The 21,418-nt window shown below is 74.8% G+C and carries 19 protein-coding genes; 8 read left to right on the forward strand and 11 right to left on the reverse strand.

The genetic code is table 11. From position 1 onward, the window contains the following. Nucleotide 1: 1 nt before the first annotated feature. The 3 genes from IU369_RS00360 to IU369_RS00370 are packed head-to-tail and all read right to left on the reverse strand — an operon-like array spanning nucleotide 2 to nucleotide 2,950. Nucleotides 2–793: a glycosyltransferase family 2 protein gene (locus tag IU369_RS00360; protein ID WP_217922576.1), complete on the reverse strand. Its 792-nt coding sequence runs from the start codon at nucleotides 791–793 to the stop codon at nucleotides 2–4. Continuing rightward, on the reverse strand, nucleotides 793–1,863 hold the full coding sequence (locus IU369_RS00365; RefSeq protein WP_217922577.1) for an NAD-dependent epimerase/dehydratase family protein: 1,071 nt from the start codon (nucleotides 1,861–1,863) through the stop codon (nucleotides 793–795). The genes IU369_RS00360 and IU369_RS00365 overlap by 1 nt, the downstream gene beginning before the upstream one ends. A gap of 22 nt (nucleotides 1,864–1,885) precedes the next feature. After that, nucleotides 1,886–2,950, reverse strand: coding sequence for an NAD-dependent epimerase/dehydratase family protein (locus IU369_RS00370; RefSeq protein ID WP_217922578.1), 1,065 nt, complete (start codon nucleotides 2,948–2,950; stop codon nucleotides 1,886–1,888). A gap of 106 nt (nucleotides 2,951–3,056) precedes the next feature. Here IU369_RS00370 and IU369_RS00375 point away from each other — a divergent pair, with 106 nt between their 5' ends. After that, nucleotides 3,057–4,967 carry a hypothetical protein gene (locus IU369_RS00375; protein ID WP_217922579.1) on the forward strand — a complete coding sequence of 637 codons (1,911 nt, stop codon included), beginning with the start codon at nucleotides 3,057–3,059 and terminating at the stop codon, nucleotides 4,965–4,967. Here the strand turns inward: IU369_RS00375 and IU369_RS00380 are convergent. Next, complete coding sequence (locus IU369_RS00380; protein ID WP_217922580.1) at nucleotides 4,904–5,905, reverse strand: glycosyltransferase family 2 protein; 1,002 nt, start codon at nucleotides 5,903–5,905, stop codon at nucleotides 4,904–4,906. The genes IU369_RS00375 and IU369_RS00380 overlap by 64 nt on opposite strands. Nucleotides 5,906–6,018: 113 nt before the next feature. Between IU369_RS00380 and IU369_RS00385 the strand changes: the two genes are divergently transcribed. Then, nucleotides 6,019–7,539, forward strand: a complete 1,521-nt coding sequence (locus tag IU369_RS00385; RefSeq protein WP_217922581.1) for an ArnT family glycosyltransferase — start codon at nucleotides 6,019–6,021, stop codon at nucleotides 7,537–7,539. 7 nt (nucleotides 7,540–7,546) lie between these two features. Here IU369_RS00385 and IU369_RS00390 read toward each other — a convergent pair whose 3' ends face one another. After that, on the reverse strand, nucleotides 7,547–8,410 hold the full coding sequence (locus tag IU369_RS00390; RefSeq protein WP_217922582.1) for a glycosyltransferase family 2 protein: 864 nt from the start codon (nucleotides 8,408–8,410) through the stop codon (nucleotides 7,547–7,549). Nucleotides 8,411–8,451: 41 nt separating this feature from the next. On the opposite strand from IU369_RS00390, the gene rfbC reads away from it, so the two are divergent. From rfbC to IU369_RS00405, 3 genes are read left to right on the forward strand one after another with little or no spacing between them, the layout of a single operon-like run. After that, nucleotides 8,452–9,003 (forward strand): dTDP-4-dehydrorhamnose 3,5-epimerase, encoded by a 552-nt coding sequence (gene rfbC / locus IU369_RS00395; protein ID WP_217922583.1) that lies wholly within the window; start codon nucleotides 8,452–8,454, stop codon nucleotides 9,001–9,003. Between the two features lie 49 nt (nucleotides 9,004–9,052). Next, nucleotides 9,053–10,057 carry a lysylphosphatidylglycerol synthase transmembrane domain-containing protein gene (locus IU369_RS00400; protein ID WP_217922584.1) on the forward strand — a complete coding sequence of 335 codons (1,005 nt, stop codon included), beginning with the start codon at nucleotides 9,053–9,055 and terminating at the stop codon, nucleotides 10,055–10,057. Then, nucleotides 10,054–10,704 carry a class I SAM-dependent methyltransferase gene (locus tag IU369_RS00405; protein ID WP_217922585.1) on the forward strand — a complete coding sequence of 217 codons (651 nt, stop codon included), beginning with the start codon at nucleotides 10,054–10,056 and terminating at the stop codon, nucleotides 10,702–10,704. Before IU369_RS00400 ends, IU369_RS00405 begins: the two co-directional genes overlap by 4 nt. Here IU369_RS00405 and IU369_RS00410 read toward each other — a convergent pair. The 3 genes from IU369_RS00410 to IU369_RS00420 are packed head-to-tail and all read right to left on the reverse strand — an operon-like array spanning nucleotide 10,682 to nucleotide 13,997. Beyond that, nucleotides 10,682–11,791, reverse strand: coding sequence for a glycosyltransferase (locus IU369_RS00410; RefSeq protein WP_217922586.1), 1,110 nt, complete (start codon nucleotides 11,789–11,791; stop codon nucleotides 10,682–10,684). The genes IU369_RS00405 and IU369_RS00410 overlap by 23 nt on opposite strands. Further along, the gene (locus IU369_RS00415; RefSeq protein ID WP_217922587.1) at nucleotides 11,788–12,864 is read right to left on the reverse strand and encodes a glycosyltransferase family 4 protein; all 1,077 of its coding nucleotides are present in this window, start codon (nucleotides 12,862–12,864) and stop codon (nucleotides 11,788–11,790) included. The genes IU369_RS00410 and IU369_RS00415 overlap by 4 nt, the downstream gene beginning before the upstream one ends. Further along, complete coding sequence (locus IU369_RS00420; RefSeq protein ID WP_217922588.1) at nucleotides 12,861–13,997, reverse strand: glycosyltransferase family 4 protein; 1,137 nt, start codon at nucleotides 13,995–13,997, stop codon at nucleotides 12,861–12,863. The genes IU369_RS00415 and IU369_RS00420 overlap by 4 nt, the downstream gene beginning before the upstream one ends. Before the next feature lie 68 nt (nucleotides 13,998–14,065). Between IU369_RS00420 and IU369_RS00425 the strand changes: the two genes are divergently transcribed. Beyond that, entirely contained in the window at nucleotides 14,066–14,752 is a 687-nt protein-coding gene (locus tag IU369_RS00425) for a class I SAM-dependent methyltransferase (protein ID WP_217922589.1), read from the forward strand. Here the strand turns inward: IU369_RS00425 and IU369_RS00430 are convergent. The 3 genes from IU369_RS00430 to IU369_RS00440 all read right to left on the reverse strand — a co-directional run bounded on the left by IU369_RS00430 (nucleotide 14,728) and on the right by IU369_RS00440 (nucleotide 20,189). Further along, nucleotides 14,728–16,158: a hypothetical protein gene (locus tag IU369_RS00430; RefSeq protein ID WP_217922590.1), complete on the reverse strand. Its 1,431-nt coding sequence runs from the start codon at nucleotides 16,156–16,158 to the stop codon at nucleotides 14,728–14,730. The two genes, IU369_RS00425 and IU369_RS00430, sit on opposite strands and share 25 nt — an antisense overlap. 336 nt (nucleotides 16,159–16,494) lie before the next feature. After that, on the reverse strand, nucleotides 16,495–18,903 hold the full coding sequence (locus tag IU369_RS00435) for a carboxypeptidase-like regulatory domain-containing protein (RefSeq protein WP_217922591.1): 2,409 nt from the start codon (nucleotides 18,901–18,903) through the stop codon (nucleotides 16,495–16,497). After that, nucleotides 18,900–20,189: an RNA polymerase sigma factor gene (locus tag IU369_RS00440; protein WP_217922592.1), complete on the reverse strand. Its 1,290-nt coding sequence runs from the start codon at nucleotides 20,187–20,189 to the stop codon at nucleotides 18,900–18,902. Before IU369_RS00440 ends, IU369_RS00435 begins: the two co-directional genes overlap by 4 nt. Nucleotides 20,190–20,370: 181 nt before the next feature. On the opposite strand from IU369_RS00440, the gene IU369_RS00445 reads away from it, so the two are divergent. Both IU369_RS00445 and IU369_RS00450 read left to right on the forward strand, forming a co-directional pair. Continuing rightward, nucleotides 20,371–20,778 carry an acyl-CoA thioesterase gene (locus tag IU369_RS00445; RefSeq protein WP_217922593.1) on the forward strand — a complete coding sequence of 136 codons (408 nt, stop codon included), beginning with the start codon at nucleotides 20,371–20,373 and terminating at the stop codon, nucleotides 20,776–20,778. Between the two features lie 87 nt (nucleotides 20,779–20,865). Then, nucleotides 20,866–21,339, forward strand: a complete 474-nt coding sequence (locus IU369_RS00450) for a protein-tyrosine phosphatase family protein (RefSeq protein ID WP_217922594.1) — start codon at nucleotides 20,866–20,868, stop codon at nucleotides 21,337–21,339. Nucleotides 21,340–21,418: the final 79 nt, after the last annotated feature.

Consider the following 21,418-nt stretch of genomic DNA (forward strand, 5'->3'; position numbering starts at 1 on the left):
CTCAGTCCCGGCCGTCCTCCGGCGCCACCGCCGCGGCCTCCCGCGCCGCCGCCTCGTCGACGCGCCGGTGGTAGTCGCCCCGCGACAGCCAGCGCTCGAGGAAGCAGTAGAGGACGATGAACGCGTACCGCGAGCCCATCTCCTGGATCTGGAACTTCGACGTGCCGTGCGCCCGGTTCGTCCACGAGTTGGGCACGACCGCGAAGCTGTAGCCGCGCACCACGGCCTTCAGGGGGATCTCGACCGTGAGGTTGAAGTGGTGCGACAGGAGGGGGGAGACGCCCTCGATGACCTCGCGCCGGTAGAGCTTGAACGCGTTCGTCATGTCGTCGTACCGCAGCCCGAACAGCACCCGGATGCCGGTGTTCGCGACGCGGTTCAGCAGCAGCTTCAGGCGGGGGTAGTCGTGCACCTCGCCGCCCGGCGCGAACCGCGACCCGAAGACGCAGTCCGTGCCGCGGACCTCCATGGTGCGGATGAACATGACGAGGTCCTCGGGCGAGTCCGAGGCGTCGGCCATGTAGATCGCGACGGCGTCACCGCGGAACGCCTCGAGGCCCCGCCGGACCGCCATCCCGAACCCGCCGGAGGCGTGGTTCTGCACCATCCGGACCTCGGCGATGCGCTCCGCGAGGCCGGTCACCACGGCGGCGGTGCGGTCGCTGGAGTGGTCGTCGACGACCACGATCTCGTGGTCGATGCCAGCCGCGGCGAGGGTGTCGTGGAGGGCGGTGACCGTCGGCGTGATGCCGTCGGCCTCGTTGTGCGCGGGGATGACGACGGAGACGAGCATCAGGCGGTCGCGAAGCGCTCGGAGGCGGCGTCGATGATCTCGTCGAGCATCTCCCGCAGCCCGTAGGAGTACTCCCACTCCGGGTGGTCCTGCTGGAAGCGGCGGACGTCGCTGATCCACCAGATGTGGTCGCCCGACCGGTTCTCGTCGCTGAGGGTGTAGTCGATGGAGCGGCCCGTCATCTCCTCGATGAGGGTGATCGCCTCCAGCACCGAGCAGTTCGAGTGGCGGGATCCGCCGATGTTGTAGACGGCGCCCGGCCGCGGGTTGCGGTGGTAGGCCCAGAGGGCGGTGACCAGGTCGTGCGAGTGGATGTTGTCGCGGACCTGCTTTCCCTTGTAGCCGAAGATCGTGTACGGCGTGCCGGTCACCGCGCACCGCACGAGGTAGGCGAGGAACCCGTGGAGCTGGGCGCCGGAGTGCTGGGGTCCGGTGAGGCACCCGCCGCGGAAGGCGGCGGTGTTCATCCCGAAGTAGCGGCCGTACTCCTGGGTCATGACGTCGGCGGCGACCTTGCTCGCCCCGAAGAGGCTGTGCTTCGACTGGTCGATGCGGAGCGTCTCGTCGAACCCGTGCTCGGCGTACGGGTGGGAGGGGTCGAGCTCCCACCGCGTCTCGGTCTCCACCAGCGGCAGGTCGTTCGGGGCGTCCCCGTAGACCTTGTTGGTCGAGAGGAGCGTGAAGGTCGCCTCCGGGCAGTGCTGCCGGGTGGCCTCCAGCATGTTCACGGTGCCCGTCGCGTTGACGTGGAAGTCGGTGAGCGGCTCACGGGCGGCCCAGTCGTGGCTCGGCTGGGCGGCGCAGTGCACCACCAGCTCGATCGCCGTCCCGTAGCGCGCGAACAGATCGGCGATGGCGACGGGGTCGCGGACGTCGATGTCGGCCGTCGTGAAGCGCGGGAGCGCCTCGGTGAGGCGGTCGCGGTTCCACCGCGTCGAGGCCTCGGCGCCGAAGAAGTAGGCGCGCATGTCGTTGTCGACGCCGACGACGTCCATCCCCTGCTCGTGGAGGAAGCCGACGGCCTCGCTCCCGATCAGCCCCGCGGATCCGGTCACGATCGCTACCGACATGTGTCTCCTCTGCTCGCGTGCGTCAGGTGAAGACCGGCCGCAGCGAGTCCTCGTTCTCGCGTACCCAGTCGACGATCTCCGCCATCATGTCGCGCGGCGTCCACGACGGGCTCCAGCCGAGCTCCCGGGTCGCGCGGGAATGATCCGAGATGTAGACCGGGATGTCGACCGGCGAGGTCCGCGCCTCGTGGGACATCGTCACCTCCGCCCCGGACACGTCGCGGCAGATGTCGGTCAGCTCCCGCAGCGACACCGACCCGGTGCGCCCGCCGCCGGCGTTGAACACCCGCCCGCTGATGCGGTCGATGTCCGCCAGCTCGCGCCGCATGAGGTCGAAGAGGTCGTCGGGGTGGAGCAGGTCCCGCACCTGGCGGCCCTGCCCGTCGAAGCCGATGTAGCGGAGCGGCAGCCCGTAGACGTGGTTCGCCGCCCACATCGCGAACACGCCCTGCTCCGACTTGCCGAACTGCCCGGCGCCGGTGATGACGCCGCAGCGGGTGATGACCGCGGGCAGACCGTACGAGTCGGCGTACTCCTGCACGATCAGCTCCGACGCCAGCTTGCTGGACCCGTAGAACGACCGCGCCGTGTCGGTCGGGAAGTCCTCGGAGATCCCGAGGGGCCCGGCGCCCGGCACCGCCTGGTCGGCGGCGAGCTCGTAGCGGCTGTCGGTCTCGACGAGCGCGAGGTCGCGCAACGGGTGCATCGAGTAGACGCGGCTCGTCGAGAGGAAGAGGAACGCCCCGGCGCGGCCGCGCGACCAGTCGAGCAGGTTGATCGTGCCGAGCAGGTTCGTCTCGAGCACGTAGGCGGGCGAGCCGTCCAGGCCGGCGAGCACCGACGCCTCGGCGGAGGCGTCGACGACCACGTCGACGGGTCCCTCCACCTGGTCGAGGTCGGACCGCACCCGCACGTCGCCGTGCACGAAGCGCACGCCGCCGCCGGCGAGCCGCCCCAGGTTGGTCTCCGACCCGCGGCGTCGCAGGTTGTCGAAGGCCACGACCTCGGCGCCCGGGTTCTCGCGGGCGAACGCGAGCGCGATGCGGGATCCGACGAAGCCGGCCCCACCGGTCACGAGGACCCTCACTGCCGTCCGTCCTCGGAGGGCCCATCGGGGGCCTTTGGGCGTGGGATCGGCATCGTGGGAGCGGTCCGCGTCCGCATGCGGACCGCGTGACTATACCGTTCGGCCCGTGACGGCCCTCGCGACGAGCATCCGCGCCCGCCTCGCCCCGCCGGGCGGGTCGCGCGAGCCGGACGCCTGGACGCGGTGGTGGCCGCTCCTCGCCGCCGTGGTGATCGCGTTCGTCACGTGGCCCGTCGGGTCCCTCACGCCGGCGAACGGCCTCGACCCGTCGTGGCGCATCGCGCTGCACATGGCGGTCGCCCGGGGCGTGGACTTCGGCGACATCGCGTTCACCTACGGCCCGCTCGGCTTCCTGGAGGCCCCCGTCAACGCGGAGGCGCACACGCTGGTGCCGGCGCTCGCGTGGATCGGCCTGCTGCAGGTGGGCCTCGCCTACCTCGTGATCGTCTGCGCCCGGCGCACGCTCACCTGGCCCGTGGCCGTGCTGCTCGCGTTCGCCTGCTGCCGCCTGCTCGACGAGGGGCGCGAGGTGCTCCCGCTCGTCGCCTTCCTCTGGGCGGCGTACGTCGTGCAGTGGGGGGTGCCGGCCCGCCTCGGGCGGGTGCTGCTGCCGGTCAGCGGGGTCGTCTGCGGCGCGGGGATCCTGATCAAGATCAACGAGGGCGTCGTCGCCCTCGCGCTCTGCGCGGTCGCCGCGTGGTGGCTCGGTCCGGGCCGCTGGCGGGCGCTGGGGATCCTCGCCGGTTCGGCCGCCGCCGCGGTCGTGGTGCTGTGGACGGCGTTCGGCAACGGCGTCACCGGGTTGCCGGGGTGGGTCGTCGCGAGCGTCCGGATCGCCGCCGGGTACTCGGCGGGCCTCCCGTACGAGGCCCCCGGGCGCGGCTGGGAGTACGCCCTGTTCGTCGCCCTTGTGGCGGCGATCGCCTGGTTCGCCTGGCTCTCGGGGGAGGGCCTCGGGCGGGGGCGGCGGATCGCCGTCGGGCTGCTCGGCGCGATCCTGGTGTTCTCGCTCTTCAAGCACGGCTTCGTGCGGCACGACCTCGGCCACTCCGCCTCGACGTTCACGGCGCTCATCGCCGGCGCCGCCGCCATCCGGTGGACGCGGCCCTCCGGGCGCCTGGCGGGGGCGGCGGTGTGCGCGGCGACGGTGGTCGCCTCGCTCGCCGTGCTCGGCGCGACCGGCGTCCCGTCGGCGCTGCGGCTGCTCGACCCCCGCCCCAACATCGAGACGGCCTGGGACCACGCGGCGCTCGCCGCGAAACCCGGCGTGCGGGCCCGCCACCGGGAGGACGCCGCCGCCGACCTCCGTGCCCTCCACGCCATCCCGCAACCGGTGATCGACGCCCTGCGCGGCCACCCGGTCCACGTCGACCCGTACGAGACCTCGATCATCTGGGCGTACGACCTCGACTGGCGGCCCGCGCCCGTCTTCCAGGACTACTCGATCTACACGAACGCCCTCGACCGCGGCAACGCGGACATGCTCGCGTCCGCGGACGCACCGGACCGGATCCTGCGGCACGGCGGCCCCCGCATCGACGGCCACTCACCGGAGGGCGAGGGCCCCGAGCAGCTGCGGTCGATGATCTGCGGCTACGTCCAGGACGTCGCGGTGCCCGGCTGGCAGGTGCTGCGACGCGTGCCGTGGCGGTGCGGCCCGGAGCGTCCGCTCGCGTCGGTCGAGGCGGTCGCGGGCGCGACGGTCGCGATCCCGCCCGCCCCCGGCCCCGACGAGATGGTCATGGCGCGGCTCGACATCCCCGTGTCGCTGCGGCAGCGGCTGCGCACCGCCCTCTACAAGCCGCACGACCTGCCGGAGGTGCTCCTCAACGAGGGGTACGCGTACCGGGTGCCGACCGACGTCGCCCGCGGCCCCCTGCTGATGCGGGCCCCGGCGAGCGTCGGCTGGCAGGACTACGCACCGGGCTTCTCCTTCGACCGGCTGCGCGTCTCCTACACGGCGTCGCCGTTGCGGATCGACTTCGTCGCGATGCGCGTCTCGCCCGCGGCGGGCTGATCGGGGACCTCCCCGTCGCGCCACGTGTCGGCCACGATGAAGTTGGGGCGCGCGCGGACCTCGTCGTAGACCTTGCCGACGTACTCGCCGACGATCCCGAGCGTCACGAGCTGGACGCCGCTCATCAGCAGGACGACGGTCATGAGGGACACCCAGCCGGGGGGCGACTGGTCGGCGAGCAGCCCGCCGATCACGACCCAGAGGGCGCCGATGATCGAGATGAACGCGGCGACGAACCCGAGCAGCGTGACGAGGCGCAGCGGCAGCTTCGAGAACGACACGATCGCGTTGATCGCCCCGGACGTGCGGCGCGTGAACGAGTACTTCGTCTCGCCCGCGAACCGCGGGTTGCGCTCGACCTCGACGGCCACCTGGGTGAACCCCGAGAAGGCGCGGAGGCCCGGGAAGTAGCGGTTGATCTCGCGCATCCCGTTGACGGCGTCCGTCGCGCGGCGGCTCATGAGGCAGAAGGGGCCGGCGTCGCGCGGCAGGTCGATGCTCATCATCCGGCGGGCGGCGCGGTAGAAGCCGGAGAACAGGAGCCGCTGGACGGGCCCCTCCTTGCGGTCGCGCCGGACCGCGTAGGCGACGTCGGCGCCGTTCTCCCACTCGCGGATCAGGCGCGGCAGCGCGTCGGGGGAGTCCTGCAGGTCGGCGTCCATGACGATGACCGCGTCGCCGCGGGCGGCGCGGATGCCCGCCTCGATGGCGGCCTCGTGACCGAAGTTGCGCGAGAGGCGCATGCCGACGACCCGGCGGTCGCGCGCGACGAGCTCGCGGATGAGCCGCGTCGAGTCGTCCCACGACCCGTCGTCGACCAGCAGCAGCTCCAGGTCGTGCGGGACGTCGGCGAAGACCTGGTCGACCTGCGCGTGCAGCGCGGCGAGGGTCTCCTGCTCGTTGTAGACCGGGACGACGACCGAGATCAGGGACGGCACGCGGGCCTTTCTGGTCTGCTCGAGAACGGCGTCAGCCTAGATGACGCCATCCGGGGTCGTCGCGGCCCCGGTCCGGCGCGGCGGGGCCCCCGCCGCGTCGTAGGGTGACCGGGATGGCCGTGGACCCCGCCGACGTGACGGCCCCGCCGCGGCCCCCGCGCCCGGCCCGCGCCGTCCTCGGCCGGCCCGCGGTGCTCCTCGCCGGCGTCGTCGCGCTCGGCGTGCTGCTGCGCCTCCACCGCTTCGACGCACCGATCCTCGACGCCCACGCCTTCCGGCAGACCCAGACGGCGAGCACGGTCTGGTTGTGGAACCGCGACGGCTTCGACGCGCTCGACTACCGGGTGCCGATGTACGGCGGAGGCCACTGGGTGCTGGAGCTGCCCGTGTACCAGGCGATGGTGTGGGTGCTGCAGGTCCCGGCGGGCGGCATCGAGCACGCGGCCCGCGTCGTGTCGATCGGCTCCTACGTCGCCGTCGCCGTCCTCATGTACCTCATCGCCGCGCGCTGGTTCGGCTCCGGCTCCGCCGCCCTGCTCGGCGTGGGGGTGTTCACGCTCCTGCCCGTCACCGTCTTCTTCTTCCGCGCGGTCCTGATCGACACGCTGCTGATCGCGACCACCCTCCTCGCCGTCCTCGCCGCGACGCACCTGGGCGAGCGGTTCACCTGGACCTGGTTCGCGGTCTTCGCCGCCGCCCTCGCCGTGTCCGTGCTCGGCAAGGCGACGCTGGTGCTCGCGATCGGCCTCGCGATGGTCGTCCCCCTCGTCCGCCTGCTGAGCGACGGCGGGGTGGGGCGGCTGCCGAAGGCGGCCGTCGTGGGGACGTGCGCGCTGACGGGGCTGCTCTTCGCCGCCTGGGCCCGGCACGGCGACGAGCTCAACACCGCCACGGGGACGCTCTCGATCTCGGAGGCGCGCTCCTGGTACTTCGGGTCGACGTTCACCGACCCCGACCTGTACCGGGTCGTCGGCGGGCGGATCGCGGACAACCTCGGCGTCGCGGGCCTCGTGGCGCTGGCGATCGGGCTCGTCGCGATCCCGCGGCTGCGCACCGCCCACCGCCCCGAGATCATCCTGACGCTCGCCGGTGCGGTGCTGTCGTGCGGGATCTTCGCGAACCTCAACCGGATCCACGACTACTACCAGCTCGCCTACTACGTGCCGCTGTCGATGGTCGCGGGCCTCGGCCTGGCCGTCGCCCTGCGCGCCGCGACGTCACGGGTGGGTGCGGTGCCGGCCCGCGCGGCCGTCGCCGCGGTCCTCGTGGTGATCGGCGTGGTGTCGGCCGTCTCCCTGCGCGACGGGTACTTCGCGCCGGACGCGGTGGCCTACTCGGTGGAGGCGCAGGGCCGCGAACTGCGCGCCGAGACCCCCGACGCGCCGCTCCTGCTGATCCACCGGTTCGCCGACCCGAACGACCCGGTGCTCTGGTACCAGGCGCGCCGGATCGGCTGGCGGGTCCCCGCCGAGGACGCGGCGGGGGCGGCGCGCATCGCGGCCGCCCACCCGGAGATCGCGGCGGTCGTGTGGATCACCGACCCCGACCCCGAGCCCCCGCACGTGGCGGCGCTGGCACGGGCCGCCGGGTTGCGCCGCGCCCACGTGAGCGCCGGCATGACCGTCTACCGCTGAGGGCCGGTCAGCGTCCCGCGGCGGCGCGCAGGCGCGACGCAGCGAGGGCCACCTCGCCGACGGCCCACACACCCGCCGCGAGGGCCCGGCCGCGGAGGCCGGGGCGGTGCTTGCGGATGAAGGGCGCCATGGTGCGGAAGTAGGCGGAGTCGGCCTCGGCGGGGCGGCGGCCGTCGGCGTTCGACCCGGCGCCGACGTGGACGACGGTCGCCCCCGGCCAGTAGCGCACCCGCCAGCCGTGGGCGATGAAGCGCAGGCAGAGGTCGATGTCCTCGGCGTACATGAAGAACTGCTCGTCGAAGCCGCCGACCTCGTCGAGGGCGTGGGCCGGCATCAGCATGAAGGCCCCGGTGACGCTCTCGACGTCGCCCTCCCGGTCCTCGGGCACCCAGCCGGCGGTGTAGTGCGTGGAGCGGGGTCCGCGGAGGTGCCGGTCGAGGCCGGTGAAGTAGCAGAACGACGACCAGGGGGTGGGGAAACCGCGCTTGCAGCGCCGGTCGAGGTTGCCGTCGCGGTCGACGAGGCGCGGCGTCAGCACGCCGACGTCGGGGTGCGACCACAGCTCGTCGAGGCAGGCGCGGAGGGCGCCGGGCGGGATGACGGTGTCGGGGTTCAGCGCGAGCACGGCGCGGCCGGCGGCGCGGGCGAAGCCCATGTTGTTGGCGCGGCCGAACCCGACGTTCCGCGGGAGGTCCTCGACGTGCACCCAGGGGTGGGCGTCGGCGGCGGTGAGGGTGTCGTCGCCGGAGGCGTTGTCGTAGAGCAGCACCTCGAGGTCGACGTCCTCCCGCTGGGCGGCGAGGCTGTCGAGGCACTCGGCCAGGAGGTCGCGGCAGCGGTACGACACGATCACGATCGAGAGCTCGGGCACCGCGGCAATGTAGCGGGGAAGGGCTAGTAGCCTTCGGCCCGATGCGGGCCACACCCACCTCCCTCGAGGGCATGCTGGTCGTCGACCCGGTCGTCCACCGGGACGCCCGCGGCTTCTTCCACGAGACGTTCCGGGCCGACGAGATGGTGCGGCTCGGCATCGACGAGGCGTGGGTGCAGGACAACCACTCCCGTTCGGTGCGCGGGGTGCTGCGCGGCATGCACTTCTCCATCGGGGAGGGTCAGGCGAAGCTGGTGCGCTGCGCGCGCGGGCGCATCCTCGACGTGGCCGTGGACATCCGGCGGGGGTCGCCGACGTACGGCCGCTGGGAGTCGGTGACCCTCGACGACGAGGATCTGCGGCTCGTCTACCTGCCGGTCGGGTTCGCCCACGGCTTCGTGGTGCTGAGCGAGGTCGCGGACGTCGTCTACCGCTGCTCGTCGTACTACGACCCGGCGGTGGAGCGCGGTTTCGCGTGGGACGACCCGGACGTCGCGATCGCGTGGCCCGACATGCCGGTGGAGGTGTCCGCCCGCGACGCGGCGGCGCCCACCCTCGCCGAGATCGCCGGGGACCTCCCCTTCGGGGTCTAGTATCGCTCCCGGTCCAGCGACGAGCGCAGGAGGGAGCCCCGTCACGGAGGTGGTCGCAGCGGACGAGGGCGCCACGCGCGGCCCGCGGAGCATCGTCCCGCTCCTCGCCGTCGGCGTCCTGGTGAGCGTGGCCGCGATCCTCCTGGCGATCCGCGGCATCGACCTCGGCGACGTCGCCTCGGCGATCGGCGACGCCTCCCCGGCGTACCTGGCGGCGGGTGCGCTCCTGATGCTCGCGTCGTACCCGATCCTGGCGGTGCGGTGGCGGAGCATCGCCCGCGACCTCGACCCCCCGGGCACCCCGCAGATGCTGGAGCTCGTCCTGATCGGGGCGGCCGTCAACAACGCGTTGCCGGCCCGTCTCGGCGAGGTGGCGCGCTCGGTCGGCCTCGGCCGCTCGGCGCACCGCCCGGTGCTGCAGTCGTTCGGCACGGTGGTCGTCGACCGGGTCGCCGACGTCGTCTTCTTCGCCCTCGCGTTCGGACTGACCGTCGCGGCCTCCCCCACCGACGACTGGGTGCGGTGGGTGGGCATCGGCGGCGCGATCATCACGATCGCGGCGCTGGCGACGCTCGGCGTCGTGGCGCTGCTGATGAGCCGCCGTCCCGACGACGCGCCGGCGGGCCGGTGGATGCGCCACCTGCTGACCCTCGGCGAGGGCCTGCGCTGCGTCCACACCTGGTCGGGCGCGTTCCGCGCCCTCGTCCTCACGTTCGCCGCGTGGGGCGCCTGGATGGCGGGCCTCTGGTCCATCGCGGAGTCCCTCGGCATCGGCCTCTCCGCCACGGAGGTGCTGTTCACGACGGGCCTCCTGGGTCTGGGGTCGGCGGTCCCGTCGGCGCCGGGCTTCATCGGCACCTACCACTGGATCGCGGCGTCCTCGCTCGGCCTGTTCGGCGTCGCGGGCGCGGATGCGCTCGCGTTCGCGGTCCTCCTGCACGCCGCCTGGTTCATCCCCACCACCGTCACCGGCTCGATCCTGATGGTGCGCTGGGGGTTGAGCTACACCGCGCTGCGGCGTGTCTCCCTCTCGACTCGGGCGGTCAATGCATGAACTTCCAGCGTCTCTACGAGTACCGGTTCCGCGGCATCGACCAGTCGGTGCGGACGGCCGTGTGGGACGAGATCGCCCCGTTCGTCCACGGCCTGATGGGGTCACCGCAGACGGTGCTCGACCCGGCGGCGGGCCGCTGCGAGTTCATCAACGCGGTACCGGCCGCGGAGCGCTGGGCCGTCGACCAGGCCGACTACGCCGAGCGGGACGCGGATCCCGGTGTCCGGACGATGGTGGCGGACATCATGGAGGCCGACCTGCCGGCCGACCACTTCGACGGCGTGTGGGTGTCGAACACCCTGGAGCACCTGCTCTCCCAGGAGCAGACCGCCGCGTTCCTGGAGCGGATGCGCGTCGCGATGACCCCGGGTGGGCGCATCGCGATCATGGGCCCGAACTTCCGGTACTGCGCGAAGGAGTACTTCGACTGCGCGGACCACACCCTGGTCTACACGCACACCTCGATCGCCGAGCACCTCTACGCGGCGGGGTTCGAGCCGGAGCGCATCGTCCCGCGGTTCCTGCCGTACTCGTTCCGCGGGCGCCTGCCGGCGAGCCCCGCGACGACGCGCCTCTACCTGCGCTCGCCCCTGGCGTGGCGCCTGCTCGGCAAGCAGTTCCTGGTCATCGGCCGGCGGACCGTCTGACGGTCTCGCAGAGCCGCAGGTAGGAGTCGGCGCAGGCGTCCCACGAGTAGCGCTCCGCGGCGCGGGCCGCGGCGCGGGCGCCGAGCTCCTCCCGCCGGGCGGGGTCGTCGATGAGGGCGCCGAGCGCCCGGGCGAGGGCGGGTGCGCCCCCGTCCAGCGGGAAGCTCGCCGCGGCGTCGCCGACGACCTCGAGGTTGGGGCCGTGGTCGCTGACGACGAGGGCGGCGCCGGCGGCCATCCCCTCGACGATGACGGGGTGGGTGCCGCCGACCTCGGTGGGGGCGCACATGACGCCGCTGCGGTGCACGAGCTCGCGGTACCCGTCGCCGAAGACGTAGCCGGCCATCCGCACGCCCGGCCCCGCGGAGGCCCGGAGACCGGCGATGTAGTCGTCGGCGTAGGGGGCGTCGCCGACGATGACGAGCGGCCAGTCGGTGCCGAGCGTGCGGTGCGCCTCGATCAGGAGGTGGGCGTTGTTCTCGGGGACGAGCCGCCCGACGAACAGCACGTACCGGCCGGGCTCGACGTCGAGGCGCGCGCACCACCCGGTGTCGCCGGGGTCGGGCATGTCGGCGCCGTAGGCGATCCACGGGATGCGCCGGCCGTGGCGGCGTTCGTAGGCGTCGGCGACGGCGGCGGAGTCGGTCACGGCGATGGTGGCGGCGCTCGGGGCGATCCGCTCGGCGGTGCGCAGGTACGCCTTCGCCGCCCCGGACCACTTGGCGCGCTCCGAGTCGAGTCCGTCGATCTGGAGGATGGAGGGGATCCCGGCGAGGCGGGCGAGGGGCACGACGGGGGCGTTGCCGGCGATGAAGTAGATCGCGACGTCGGGGCGCGCCCGGGTGGCCATGTGGGCGGTGCTGACGAGGGTGTGGGCGAGGGTGTCGAGGTGCTTGCTGCGGATGGTGGGGAGGTGCACGAGGCGGGCCCCGACGTGGGTCTCCTGCCGTGCGGTCATGTGCGGCCGGCAGTAGACGGTGACCTCGTGGCCGCGGGCGGTGAACCGCTCGGCGAGGTGCTCGACGGCGGTCTCGAAGCCGCTGTAGGCGGCGGGGATGCCGCGGGTGCCGACGAGGGCGATCCTCACGTCAGCACCGACGCGACGACGTCCCAGGCGGCGGCGCCCATCGTCTGCGGCGTGAACGCGGCGGCCCGCGCGGGGCCGGCGGTGCGCAGCCGGGCGGCGACGGTGGGGTCGAGGGCGAGTCGCAGGCCGTCGGCGATGCCGCGGGCGGTGGGCTCCACGAGGATCGCGGCGCCGGCGGTGACCTCGGGCAGCGCCCCCCGGTCGCTCGCGACGACGGGGCAGCCGCTCGCCATCGCCTCGAGTGCGGGCAGGCCGAAGCCCTCGTAGAGGGAGGGGTAGGCGGTGACGGCGGCGGCGCGGTAGAGGTCGGCGAGGGTGGCGTCGTCGACGTGGCCGAGCCACGTGCCGCCGGCGTCGCGGGCGATCCTCTCCCCGCCGGGCCCGGGTTTGCCGACGAGGGCGAGGTCGGGGCCGGTGGGGCCGAGGGAGCGGACGGCGTCGCCGAGGGCGCCGAGGTTCTTCCGGGGGCCGATGTCGCCGACGGCGAGGCAGTAGCCGGCGATGCCGAAGCGGTCCCGTACGCGGGCGACGGCCCCGTCGCGGTCGGCGTCGGTGAAGACGGGGGCGGGGTGGGGGCTGACGACGCGGACCTTCCCGGCCGGGAGCTTGAGGGCCTGGGCGATGTCGTCGGCGGCGGTCTGCGACAGGGCGAGCACGGCGGCGGCCTTGCGGGCGGATCGCGGCACGAGGCCGCGCAGCACGGCGCGGGCCCGGGCCCCGAGCCACTGGGGGTCGGTCATGAAGGTGGCGTCGTGCACGGCGAGGAGGATCGGGCAGGGGTTCCAGCCGGGCGAGACGTAGGTGAACACGGCGGCGTCGGCGCCGAGGTCGGCGAGGGCGCGTGGGGCGGCGCGGGCGAGGCGGGGGACGTCGGCGGACGGGACGCCGATGGTCTGGCCGTACCGTTCGAGTGCCCGTGCGCCCTGGGGGGTGGCGACGAGGGCGGCGACGGCGTCGCCGCCGGCGGCGGTGGCGGCCATGGCGGCGAGGAGCGTGGCGGCGTACCGGCCGTTGCCGGCGTCGCCGGCGGCGCTCTGGCCGACCATGTGGCAGTCGACGGCGACGAGGCTCATGCCGCGGCGTCCCGGTAGGCGCGGGTCAGCTCGACGGCGGTGCGCTCCCACGAGAAGGCGGCGGCGCGTTCCCGGCCGGCGGCGGCGCGGCGCTCCCGCAGGTCGGGGTCCTCCGCGAGTTCGGTGATGGCCCGCGACCACGGGCCGGGGTCGGTGACGGGGAGGTAGGTGGCGGCGTCGCCGCCGACCTCGCGGAGGGCGGGGGTGTCGGTGGCGAGGACGGGCACTCCGGCGGCCATCGCCTCGAGCACGGGCAGGCCGAAGCCCTCCTTGCGGGAGGGGACGAGCACGGCGAGGGCCCCGGCGCGGATGGCGGCGAGGCGGGCGGCGGGCAGCAGCCCGAGCCATTCGACGCGCCGGTCGGCGCCGACGCGGGCGGCGTGGCCGCGGAGGCGGGCGGCGCGGCGGGGCGACCACGGTCCCGCCATGACGAGGCGGACGCCGGGGGCGGCCCCGGCGATCGCCTCGAGCGCGAGCCCGGCGTTCTTGTGGGGTTCGATCGCCCCGGCGACGAGGACGTAGCGGCCGTCGGCGGGTGGCCCCTCGGGGGTGACGGGGTCGGGTGCCGCCCAGGGGACGACGCGGACGCGGCCGGGGTCGACGGCGGCGAGGCGGATGGCGTCGTCGGCGGTCTCCCGTGAGGGGGTGAGCACGAGGCGGGCGCCGCGGAGGCGGCGGAGGAAGTGGCGGTAGGCGAGCGCCTCCGCCATCCGGCCGGCGCCCCCGAGGTACTCGGGCCAGTAGGCGAGAGGGATGAGGTCGTGGCAGGTCACGATCGTCCGGCCCCCGGGGATGAGGGAGGGCTGCACGGCGTGGAACGCGACGTGGCCGCCGTCCCCCCCGTCCCCGTCGCCGTCTCCGGTGCGTGTGCCGGCGAGGCGGCGGACGGCGCGTTCGCCGCGGGCGAGAGGCCAGGGGTCGGGGAGGCGGTGGAGGGGCCAGGTGGGCCAGTGGACGCGGGCGACCTCGAAACCGTCGGGTGCCTCCTGCCCGTCGCGGAGGAGGAGGCGTGGGCGGTCGTCGGCGGGGAGCCGTCGGAGGCCGTGGATCATCCCGCGCACCGCCGCTCCGATCCCCCGGGTCGAGTGGGCGCTCGCGAGTGGCGTCGCGTCGAGCAGGGCCGGTGCGGGCATCGGGCGCGAAAGCCTACTCCGCGGGCGTAGGCTCCCTGCGTCCGCGTGGCGGCTTCGAGGGGGCGCGCATGGCGTTGGCTGAGGATCTCCGTCGCCGTCTGGGCGGGGTGAGGTACGCGGGGTTGTGGATGCCGCGGTCGGAGGAGCAGGCCCGCCGGTACATCCTGAACGACCCGGATCCGGAGGCGTTCGACCGTTCGGGCCGCGAGGCGGCGGAGCGCCTGGCCCCGTTCCTGTCGCCGGAGGCGGTGGCCCTGGACCTGGGGTGCGGCATCGGCCGGGTGGCGGTGCATGTCGCCCCGTCGTGCGGGTCGCTGTGGGCGGTGGACGCGTCGCCGTTGATGTTGCGGTACGCCCGCCGCCGGATGGAGGGCGTGGGGAACGTCCGGTTCGCCCGGTGCCGGGGGACGTCGATGCCGGATGTCCCGTCGGGGTCGGTGGACCTCGTCTACTCGCTGCTGGTGTTGCAGCACCTGGAGCGGGAGGACGCGTTCCTGTTGATGCAGGACGTCCGCCGTGTGCTGCGCCCGGGTGGCGTCGCGTACCTGACGTTCCCGAACCTGTTGAGCGACACGTACCTGCAGGCGTTCCTCGGGTACGCCCGGGCGGGTCACTCGACGCGGCGGGCCCGGGCGCGGTTCTACACGCCGCAGGAGGTCGAGCGGGTCGTCCCGGCCGCCGGTCTGCCGATCACGTCGATCGAGCCGGGGACGGAGATCGTCGTCGTGGCTCAGGTGCCCTCGGCCGCCTCCTGAGCGCCGGCGCGGGCGGTCGCCTGCGCGCGGAGCGTCGCCTCGTCGGTCCCCGTCGCCGCCGCGAGCCGGGTCCACCGGTCGGCGCCCCACGTGTCGGCGGCCCGCCGCCGCCAGTCACGGGCCCGCGCCGACCCGGCGGGGGCGCCGGTCGCGCGCGCGGAGAGGCTCCGCACCCAGGCGACCTGCGCCCCGTATGCGGGCCGGTACCGTCGCACCGCCGCCCGGAGGCGCCGTTCGAGGGGTGGCGCGAGGCGGAGGCTCCGGGCGTAGGCGTCGAGCCGGTCGACGGTCACGGCCTCGGCGAGCCCCTCCTCGAGCGCGGCGCCGGACCGCGTGCCGGTCACGTCCTCCCGCGCGGCGGGCCCCGTGGCGTGGATCGTCTCGTGCAGCAACACGGCCAGTCCCGTCGTGGCGCGGTCGAGGTCGGCCCGTGAGGGCGCCGGTGCCGTCCCCCGCCGCGCCCGGGAGAGCGTCGTGAGTCCCCGGGTCGCCGCCGGTCCGAGGAGGACGTCGCCCCGCAGGGTGGCGTACCCGCGGTACCGCCCGGCGGCGGCGGTGCCGAGCAGCGCCCTCCACGCGCGGTCGGTCGGCGCGACCCTCAGACGGGCACGGAGGGGGACCCCGCGGCGGGCGTGGAAGCGCCGGACCGCGGCGTAGGCCCAGAGCACGTCGGCGGAGGGACGCCCGCCGGTCGCGGAGATGTCGGGGCGGCGCCCGACCCGCGCGTCCGCGGCCTCGGCGACGGTCGGCACCCGGATGGCGATGGGGGCGCTCTCGCCCCGGTTGCCGACCCGGTCGACCGCGCGGACGGTCACGAGGTGCACCCCGGGCCCGGGGAGGCGCACGAGCACCCTGTCGGCCGTCGGCGCCCCGGGCGTGGTCCAGTCGATGTCGGGGCGCCCCGCGGGACCGGCGGTCGGCCCGCCCGCCAGTCCGGTGCCGCCGCCGTCGCCGGCGGCGAGGGCGAGCTCGGCGATCGGATCCACCGCACCCGGCGCCCGCACCACGCGGACCTGGGTGACGACGGGGGGCGTGGCGTCGGACGTGACGGTGCCGAGGGTGGGGGCGGCGACGTTCCCCGCCCGGTCACGGGTCCGCGCCCGCACGAGGTGCCGGCCGTCGGGCAGGGACGCGAGGCTCGTGCGGGCCGTCTTGCGCCCGTCACCCGGCGCGGGTTGCTCCGCGAAGGGCACCCACACGCCCGCGGCGTCGCCGGCCGGGGAGGCGTTCACCTCCACGACCACCGGCGCGGCGGGATCCGTGCCGGACAGGGCGTCCGACTGGATCCAGTCGGCCACCACCACCCCACCCTCCGGCGTGAGGGAGATCGACGACGCCACCGGCGCCGTCCGGTCGAGCTGGAGCGTCCCCAGCGTCAACGGGGAGTTGCTCGCTCCGTCGATCACCACTCGTACTTGGAAGCGCCCCTCCAGATCCGCCACACCGAAGAGAAGGGAGTTGGTTCCAGACGTCAGGGGACCAGAGGACGTAGCTCTGGCGTTCCACGCCCCAGTGGGGAGCCCCGTCGGAGCGCTGTTGACCTCGACCACGGCGGAGGTGAACAGACCGCCTTCGAAGTTGTTCTGCACCCAGATCGAACCCGCGGAAGCATTGTTGGTCCACCCGCTCGGCGCCACGGCGCCGTCGCTCAAGGTCGGAACGGCGACCGCTCCCGGGCACAGACAGACCAGTCCGACGGCCGCCCCAAGTGCACTGCGGACGATCCTCATAGGCCGCTCACGCTACCCCGAGACCGTGACCCGGATCACGCGTGACCGGACGGGGAGCAGGGGCCACCCGACCTCGCCGGGCACCGTCACGCGCATCGGGATGGTCAGGCCGCGGACGCCGTAGGTCCAGGGGATCGCGAACGTTCCGTCCCGGCGGGTGCGCGCGTTGACGACGGGTCGCCACGTGTGGCGTATCGGGTCGAGCCATTCGAGGACGACGCCCTTGCGTGCCCCGAGCCCGAGGTCCCCGGGCGCCGGGCTCAGCCGGCCGGCGAACAGCACCGTCTGGCCGAGCCCGACGTTCGTCGCCGACGCGTCGAGCGCGATCCGCGGTCGCACCTCGACGCGCAGCCCGGTCACGGGCCGGTCGGGCAGGAGGCGCCCCAGGGCGAGCACGCCGACCGTCAGCGGTCCGCCGGCGACCGGGCGCGCCACGAGCGTGAACCGTCCGTCCCGGCGGGTGAGCGCCCTTCCCACCAACCGGCCCCGGTGGCCCCGCGCCTGGATCTCGCTCCCCACGATCGCGCGACCGGAACGGTCGGTCAGGCGACCGCGGACCGTGATCGTCCGGCCCGCCGACACCCGTCGCGTCACGACGGTCCGTCCGTCCCGGCGTTCCGTGCGTCCACCGTCGATGGACAGGGTCAGGCGCGCGGCGCGCAGGCGCGCCACCGGGTCGGATGCCGTGCTGCCGGCGCCCCCGCCACCAGCGAGCGTGACGCTCCCGGTGCGCAGTGCGGCGTTGCCCGCGCCGTCGCCGATCAGCAGCCGGACCGGCCGGTCACCCGCCGGCAGGGCGGAGACGTCGACCACCATGGTGCCCGCGCCGTCGGTGGCGGCCTCGGTGCCGAGCGTCCGCCACGTCGCCCCGTCGCGCCACTGGACCGTCGCCGTCGCGACACCGGCGTGCGCGTCCTCGGCGACCCATGTCACCGACATGGGCCGGCCGGCCGCGGCAGTGAAGGCGGCGCGGGAGATCTCGGGCCGCCGGTCGTCCACGCGGATCATCGTGCGGCGCTCCGTCGCCAGCGTCGCGCCCAGCGGCCCCCCGTTGCGGGCGGTGATCCGCACGGCGTGCCGACCGGGTTCGAGGCCCGCGAGGTCGAGGGCGACGATCCGACGCCCCGCCGGACCCGGTGATGTCGCGCGGCGCTGCCACTCCCCCGACTCGCCCCCGTCGGCCGCGGTGTTCACGTCGATCTCGACGCCGACCGGCCCGAGCGCCGTCTCCAGCTCGTCCGTCGCGCCGAGGTCGAGCTCCGCCTTCGCCACCCAACCCGCCGGCACGCCGTGCAGATCCAGGCGCGGAGCCGCGCGGTCCACGACGACGTGCGACGGGCCCGGGGTGACGGACACGTTGCCCGCGACGTCGGTGGTGCGGACACGCCAGGCGTGGACGCCGTCCGGCACGTCCGTCGCGGCGGCCTGCAGCGCGTGGGGCCCCGGCCCCGCCGCCGAGGCGACCTCGCGCCACTCGCCGGACCCCGCGCCGCCCGCGGCGGTGTTGACGTCCACCGCGGTCGCGGCCACGCCGCTGAGGTTGTCCGCCGCCCTCCACGAGAACGCCAGCACGCCGGGCTGCGCCGTCAGGGCCGCGGCCAGGGCGGACGCCGCCGGCGGGGTGCGGTCGACGTGGACCGTGCCCGCGGCGGCTCCACCCGCCGTCCCGTCGCCGTCGGCCTGGACCTCGACGCGGTGGACACCGTCGGGGACGCCGTCGAGACCGACCTCGAGGCCGTGGAGGCCGACGCCGGGGGCGCCGGCCCAGCGGACCTGCCCGGCGACCACCACCCGCTGCTGGCCGACCCCGTCCGAACCGAAGTTGTCGGACGTCGCCCAGTCGACCCGCATGGCCGCCCCCGCACGGATCCAGCCGCCCGAGAGACCCCGCAGCGCCACCTCCGGGCCCGTCAGGTCGCGGACCAGGATCCGCGGGTTGTCGATGAAGTACCCCCGGGCGTGCTGGTTGCGGGTCTCGACCTGGGTCAACGCGAGGTGGACGTTGCACTGGCCGCCGGGCAGGCCGACCACGTACGGCCGCCCGCCGCGGTCGGGGGTCGGCATCGCCGCGTCGCCCTCCTCCCACAGGACGTTGCGGTTCCCCGTGACCCGCAGGGCCAGGGAGCTGGGCGCCTGGGTGCGGAGGCCACCGAAGTGCACCGAGGCGATCTCGCTCCCCGCGACGGGGCAGCCCCAGTTCATCTCCCAGTGATTCCCGGCGTTCGCCGGTGCGAGGGCGGGCGCCTGGACCTGCCACACGGGCCCCGCGAGCACCGTCGCCGAGAACTGGGTGCTCGTCGCCCAGATCGACGACCCCGCGGGGTAGAGGTTGCCGTCCGTGGCGGCCGCGGGGGGCGCGAGGACGGCACCCGCGGCGAGGGTCGCGGCGACGGCGGCCACGATGTGCCGGCGGCGGCTCACGGGCCGAACTCCAGCGCGATGGAGGCCGGGGCCGCCGCGGGAGCCGAGGCGGGTGCCGGCGTCGGGGCGGGCGGCGGATCCGGCGGGGCCGTGACGACCGCGGGACGCACGACCGCGGGCGCGTTCGCCCGGACCGTCCGTGCCGTCACGCTCGCACGGGCGGCGGCCTCGTCCGCCGCCGCGATGCGGGCGCGCGTCCGGCGCCGGTCGGCGTCGGCGGCGGTCGCGGCGACGCGCCGGGCCCGGGCGAGCGACGACGAGGTCTGGCTCCCGTCACCCGCCGTCTCCCGCGTGATGAGCGACCCGTCGATCGTCCGCCCCTCCGCGGTCGCGGCCGCGACCGGTGGGGACGGGGGCGCGGCGGCGTCGACCACGAGTGGCAACCCCGCGGCCCCGGCCATCGCGACGGCCGCGGTCCCGGCGCCCACCTTGGCGAGCGCCGTGCCGGGGACCTCCATGGCCATCTGCACCATCGTCCCCGCGCGAACCGTGGCACCACCGGCGACCCTCTCCCACCAGGCGATCATCGGCGACGGGTCGGGGGCGCCGACCAGGGCCTGGCCGGCGAGCAGGCCGACCGGCACCAGCGCGGCGAGGGACTGGTCGGAGTCGCGGCGGTTGCGGAGGGTGGCGCGGCAGGGGCCGCAGTGGCGCACGTGGCGACTGACGACGCGCCGCTCCCGTGACGACGCCGCACCGGTCGCCACGCGCCCGATCATCTCGTCGAGCCGGGCGCACGCCTCGCCGCTCGCGAGCCGGACCTCCCACGCCAGGAGGTTCTGCCGGCCCTCCAGGACGGACCGCTCGACTTTCCGCAGCGAGAACCCCGTGATCTCGCGGATCCGCTCATAGCTCGCGCCGGCGGTCTGCAGCATCAGGCACACCCGCTGCGCGTCGGTCAGCCCGGCCAGGCCGTCCTGGATCGCGCGGTAGCGGTCGCGCCACTCGGCGAGCGCGTCGATCGGCACCGCCTCCTCGAGCCGGTCGCCGTAGGCGTCGGGCACGTCCGCCTCGGCCGCGGGCCCCTCCCGGCGACGGGCGCGCGCCACCGCGAGGGCCTCGTTGCGCAGGACGGTGTGCAGCCACGCCATGTACCGCCGCGGCTCGACGACCGGCGCACGCGTCAGCGCGATCTCCATCGCCCGCTGGTAGGCGTCCTCCGCGTCGTGCAGCGAGCGGGTGTACCGGGTCGCGAACCGGATCAGGCCGGGCGCGGACGTCATCGCCATGCAGGCGGCGTGGCGGCGCTCGTCATCGGTGGGAGGGGATGGGGTTGCGTCGCTCATTACGTCTCGACAGAGGAAAGAGAAGAATCCACAGAATCTCCATACGCCGAACGGGGGGTCGTTCACGTGGGAGAGGACGGGGGCGAGCCGGATTCACCCCCTACCGACGGGCGGGCGGGGGCAGGAAAGTCCGCAATTTGCGGACGGTCGTCGGCGGGCGGCGCGTCGGTAGGCTGGGTCGATGCCCCCCCACGTGCGCCGCGCGACGTTCCGCGTCGTCATGTCCGAGGTGGACGTGGCGCAGATCCACTTCACGGCCGTGCACCGGTGGATGGACCGCGGTCTGTCCGAGTGGCTCGCCGAGGTCGGCCATCCCTTCACCCGGCTCCTGGAGGAGGGTCCCGGCATCCCCATCGTCGAGGCCCGGTGCTCCTTCCTCGGGAGGATCATGCTGGACGACGTCATCGAGCAGAGCTCGGACGTCGGCGGCATCGGCCGAACGTCGTTCCGCAGCCGCCACGTCTTCACGCGCGACGGAGAAGTGGTCGCGCGCGGCGAGCTCGTGCACGTGTGCGTCGACCGGGAGACGCGCGCGACGGTCCCCGTCCCCGGGTGGCTGCGCGAGGTGGCGGACCCCGGCACGGAGTAGCGCGCGTTCCGGCACGGGTCCGCGTGGATCCGTCACGCGCCGTGCGCCGATCCTCCCCGTCATGCAGATGGCGAGCGAGGAGGAGCGATGGAGCCGGCCAGGTACGCGTGGATCGTCCCGGAGAGGCTGGCGGTCGCCGAGCGGCCGGGCCGCTGCGGCCGCAACCACCGCCGGGACCTGCGGGGGAGCGAGATCGCGTGGTGGCGGGAGAGGGGCGTCACCTCCGTCGTGTCGGGCATGCGCACCCGCCACGCGCTCGCCGAGTACGCCGACCTCGGCCTCACGGTGCGGTGGCACCCGTTGCGCGACCCCGAGCAGGCGCGCCGCGGACTGAACGAGCTGGCGGACGCCGTCCGGGAGCTCCTCGAGCGGGACGAGGGCGCCGTGCTCGTCCACTGCGACTGCGCGAACGAGTGGCTCGCGGCGATCGACGCGACGCTGCGGATGACCCTCGGGCTGGCGCGCGACCGCCGGTCGGCGCTCCGCGCCGCGGCCGCCGACGGGCTGCCTGTAGGCTCCCTCGCGACGTCGATCGTGGGACGACCCATGTCGGCGGCATGACCGGGGTGGTCCGCGAACCGCATCCCCACGGGGGACGGTGATCGGTGGCGCCCGGGTGCATCGTCGCCGGCGGCGCGGC

This window comes from Miltoncostaea oceani, from assembly GCF_018141545.1.
Classification (GTDB): Bacteria; Actinomycetota; Thermoleophilia; order Miltoncostaeales; family Miltoncostaeaceae; genus Miltoncostaea; species Miltoncostaea oceani.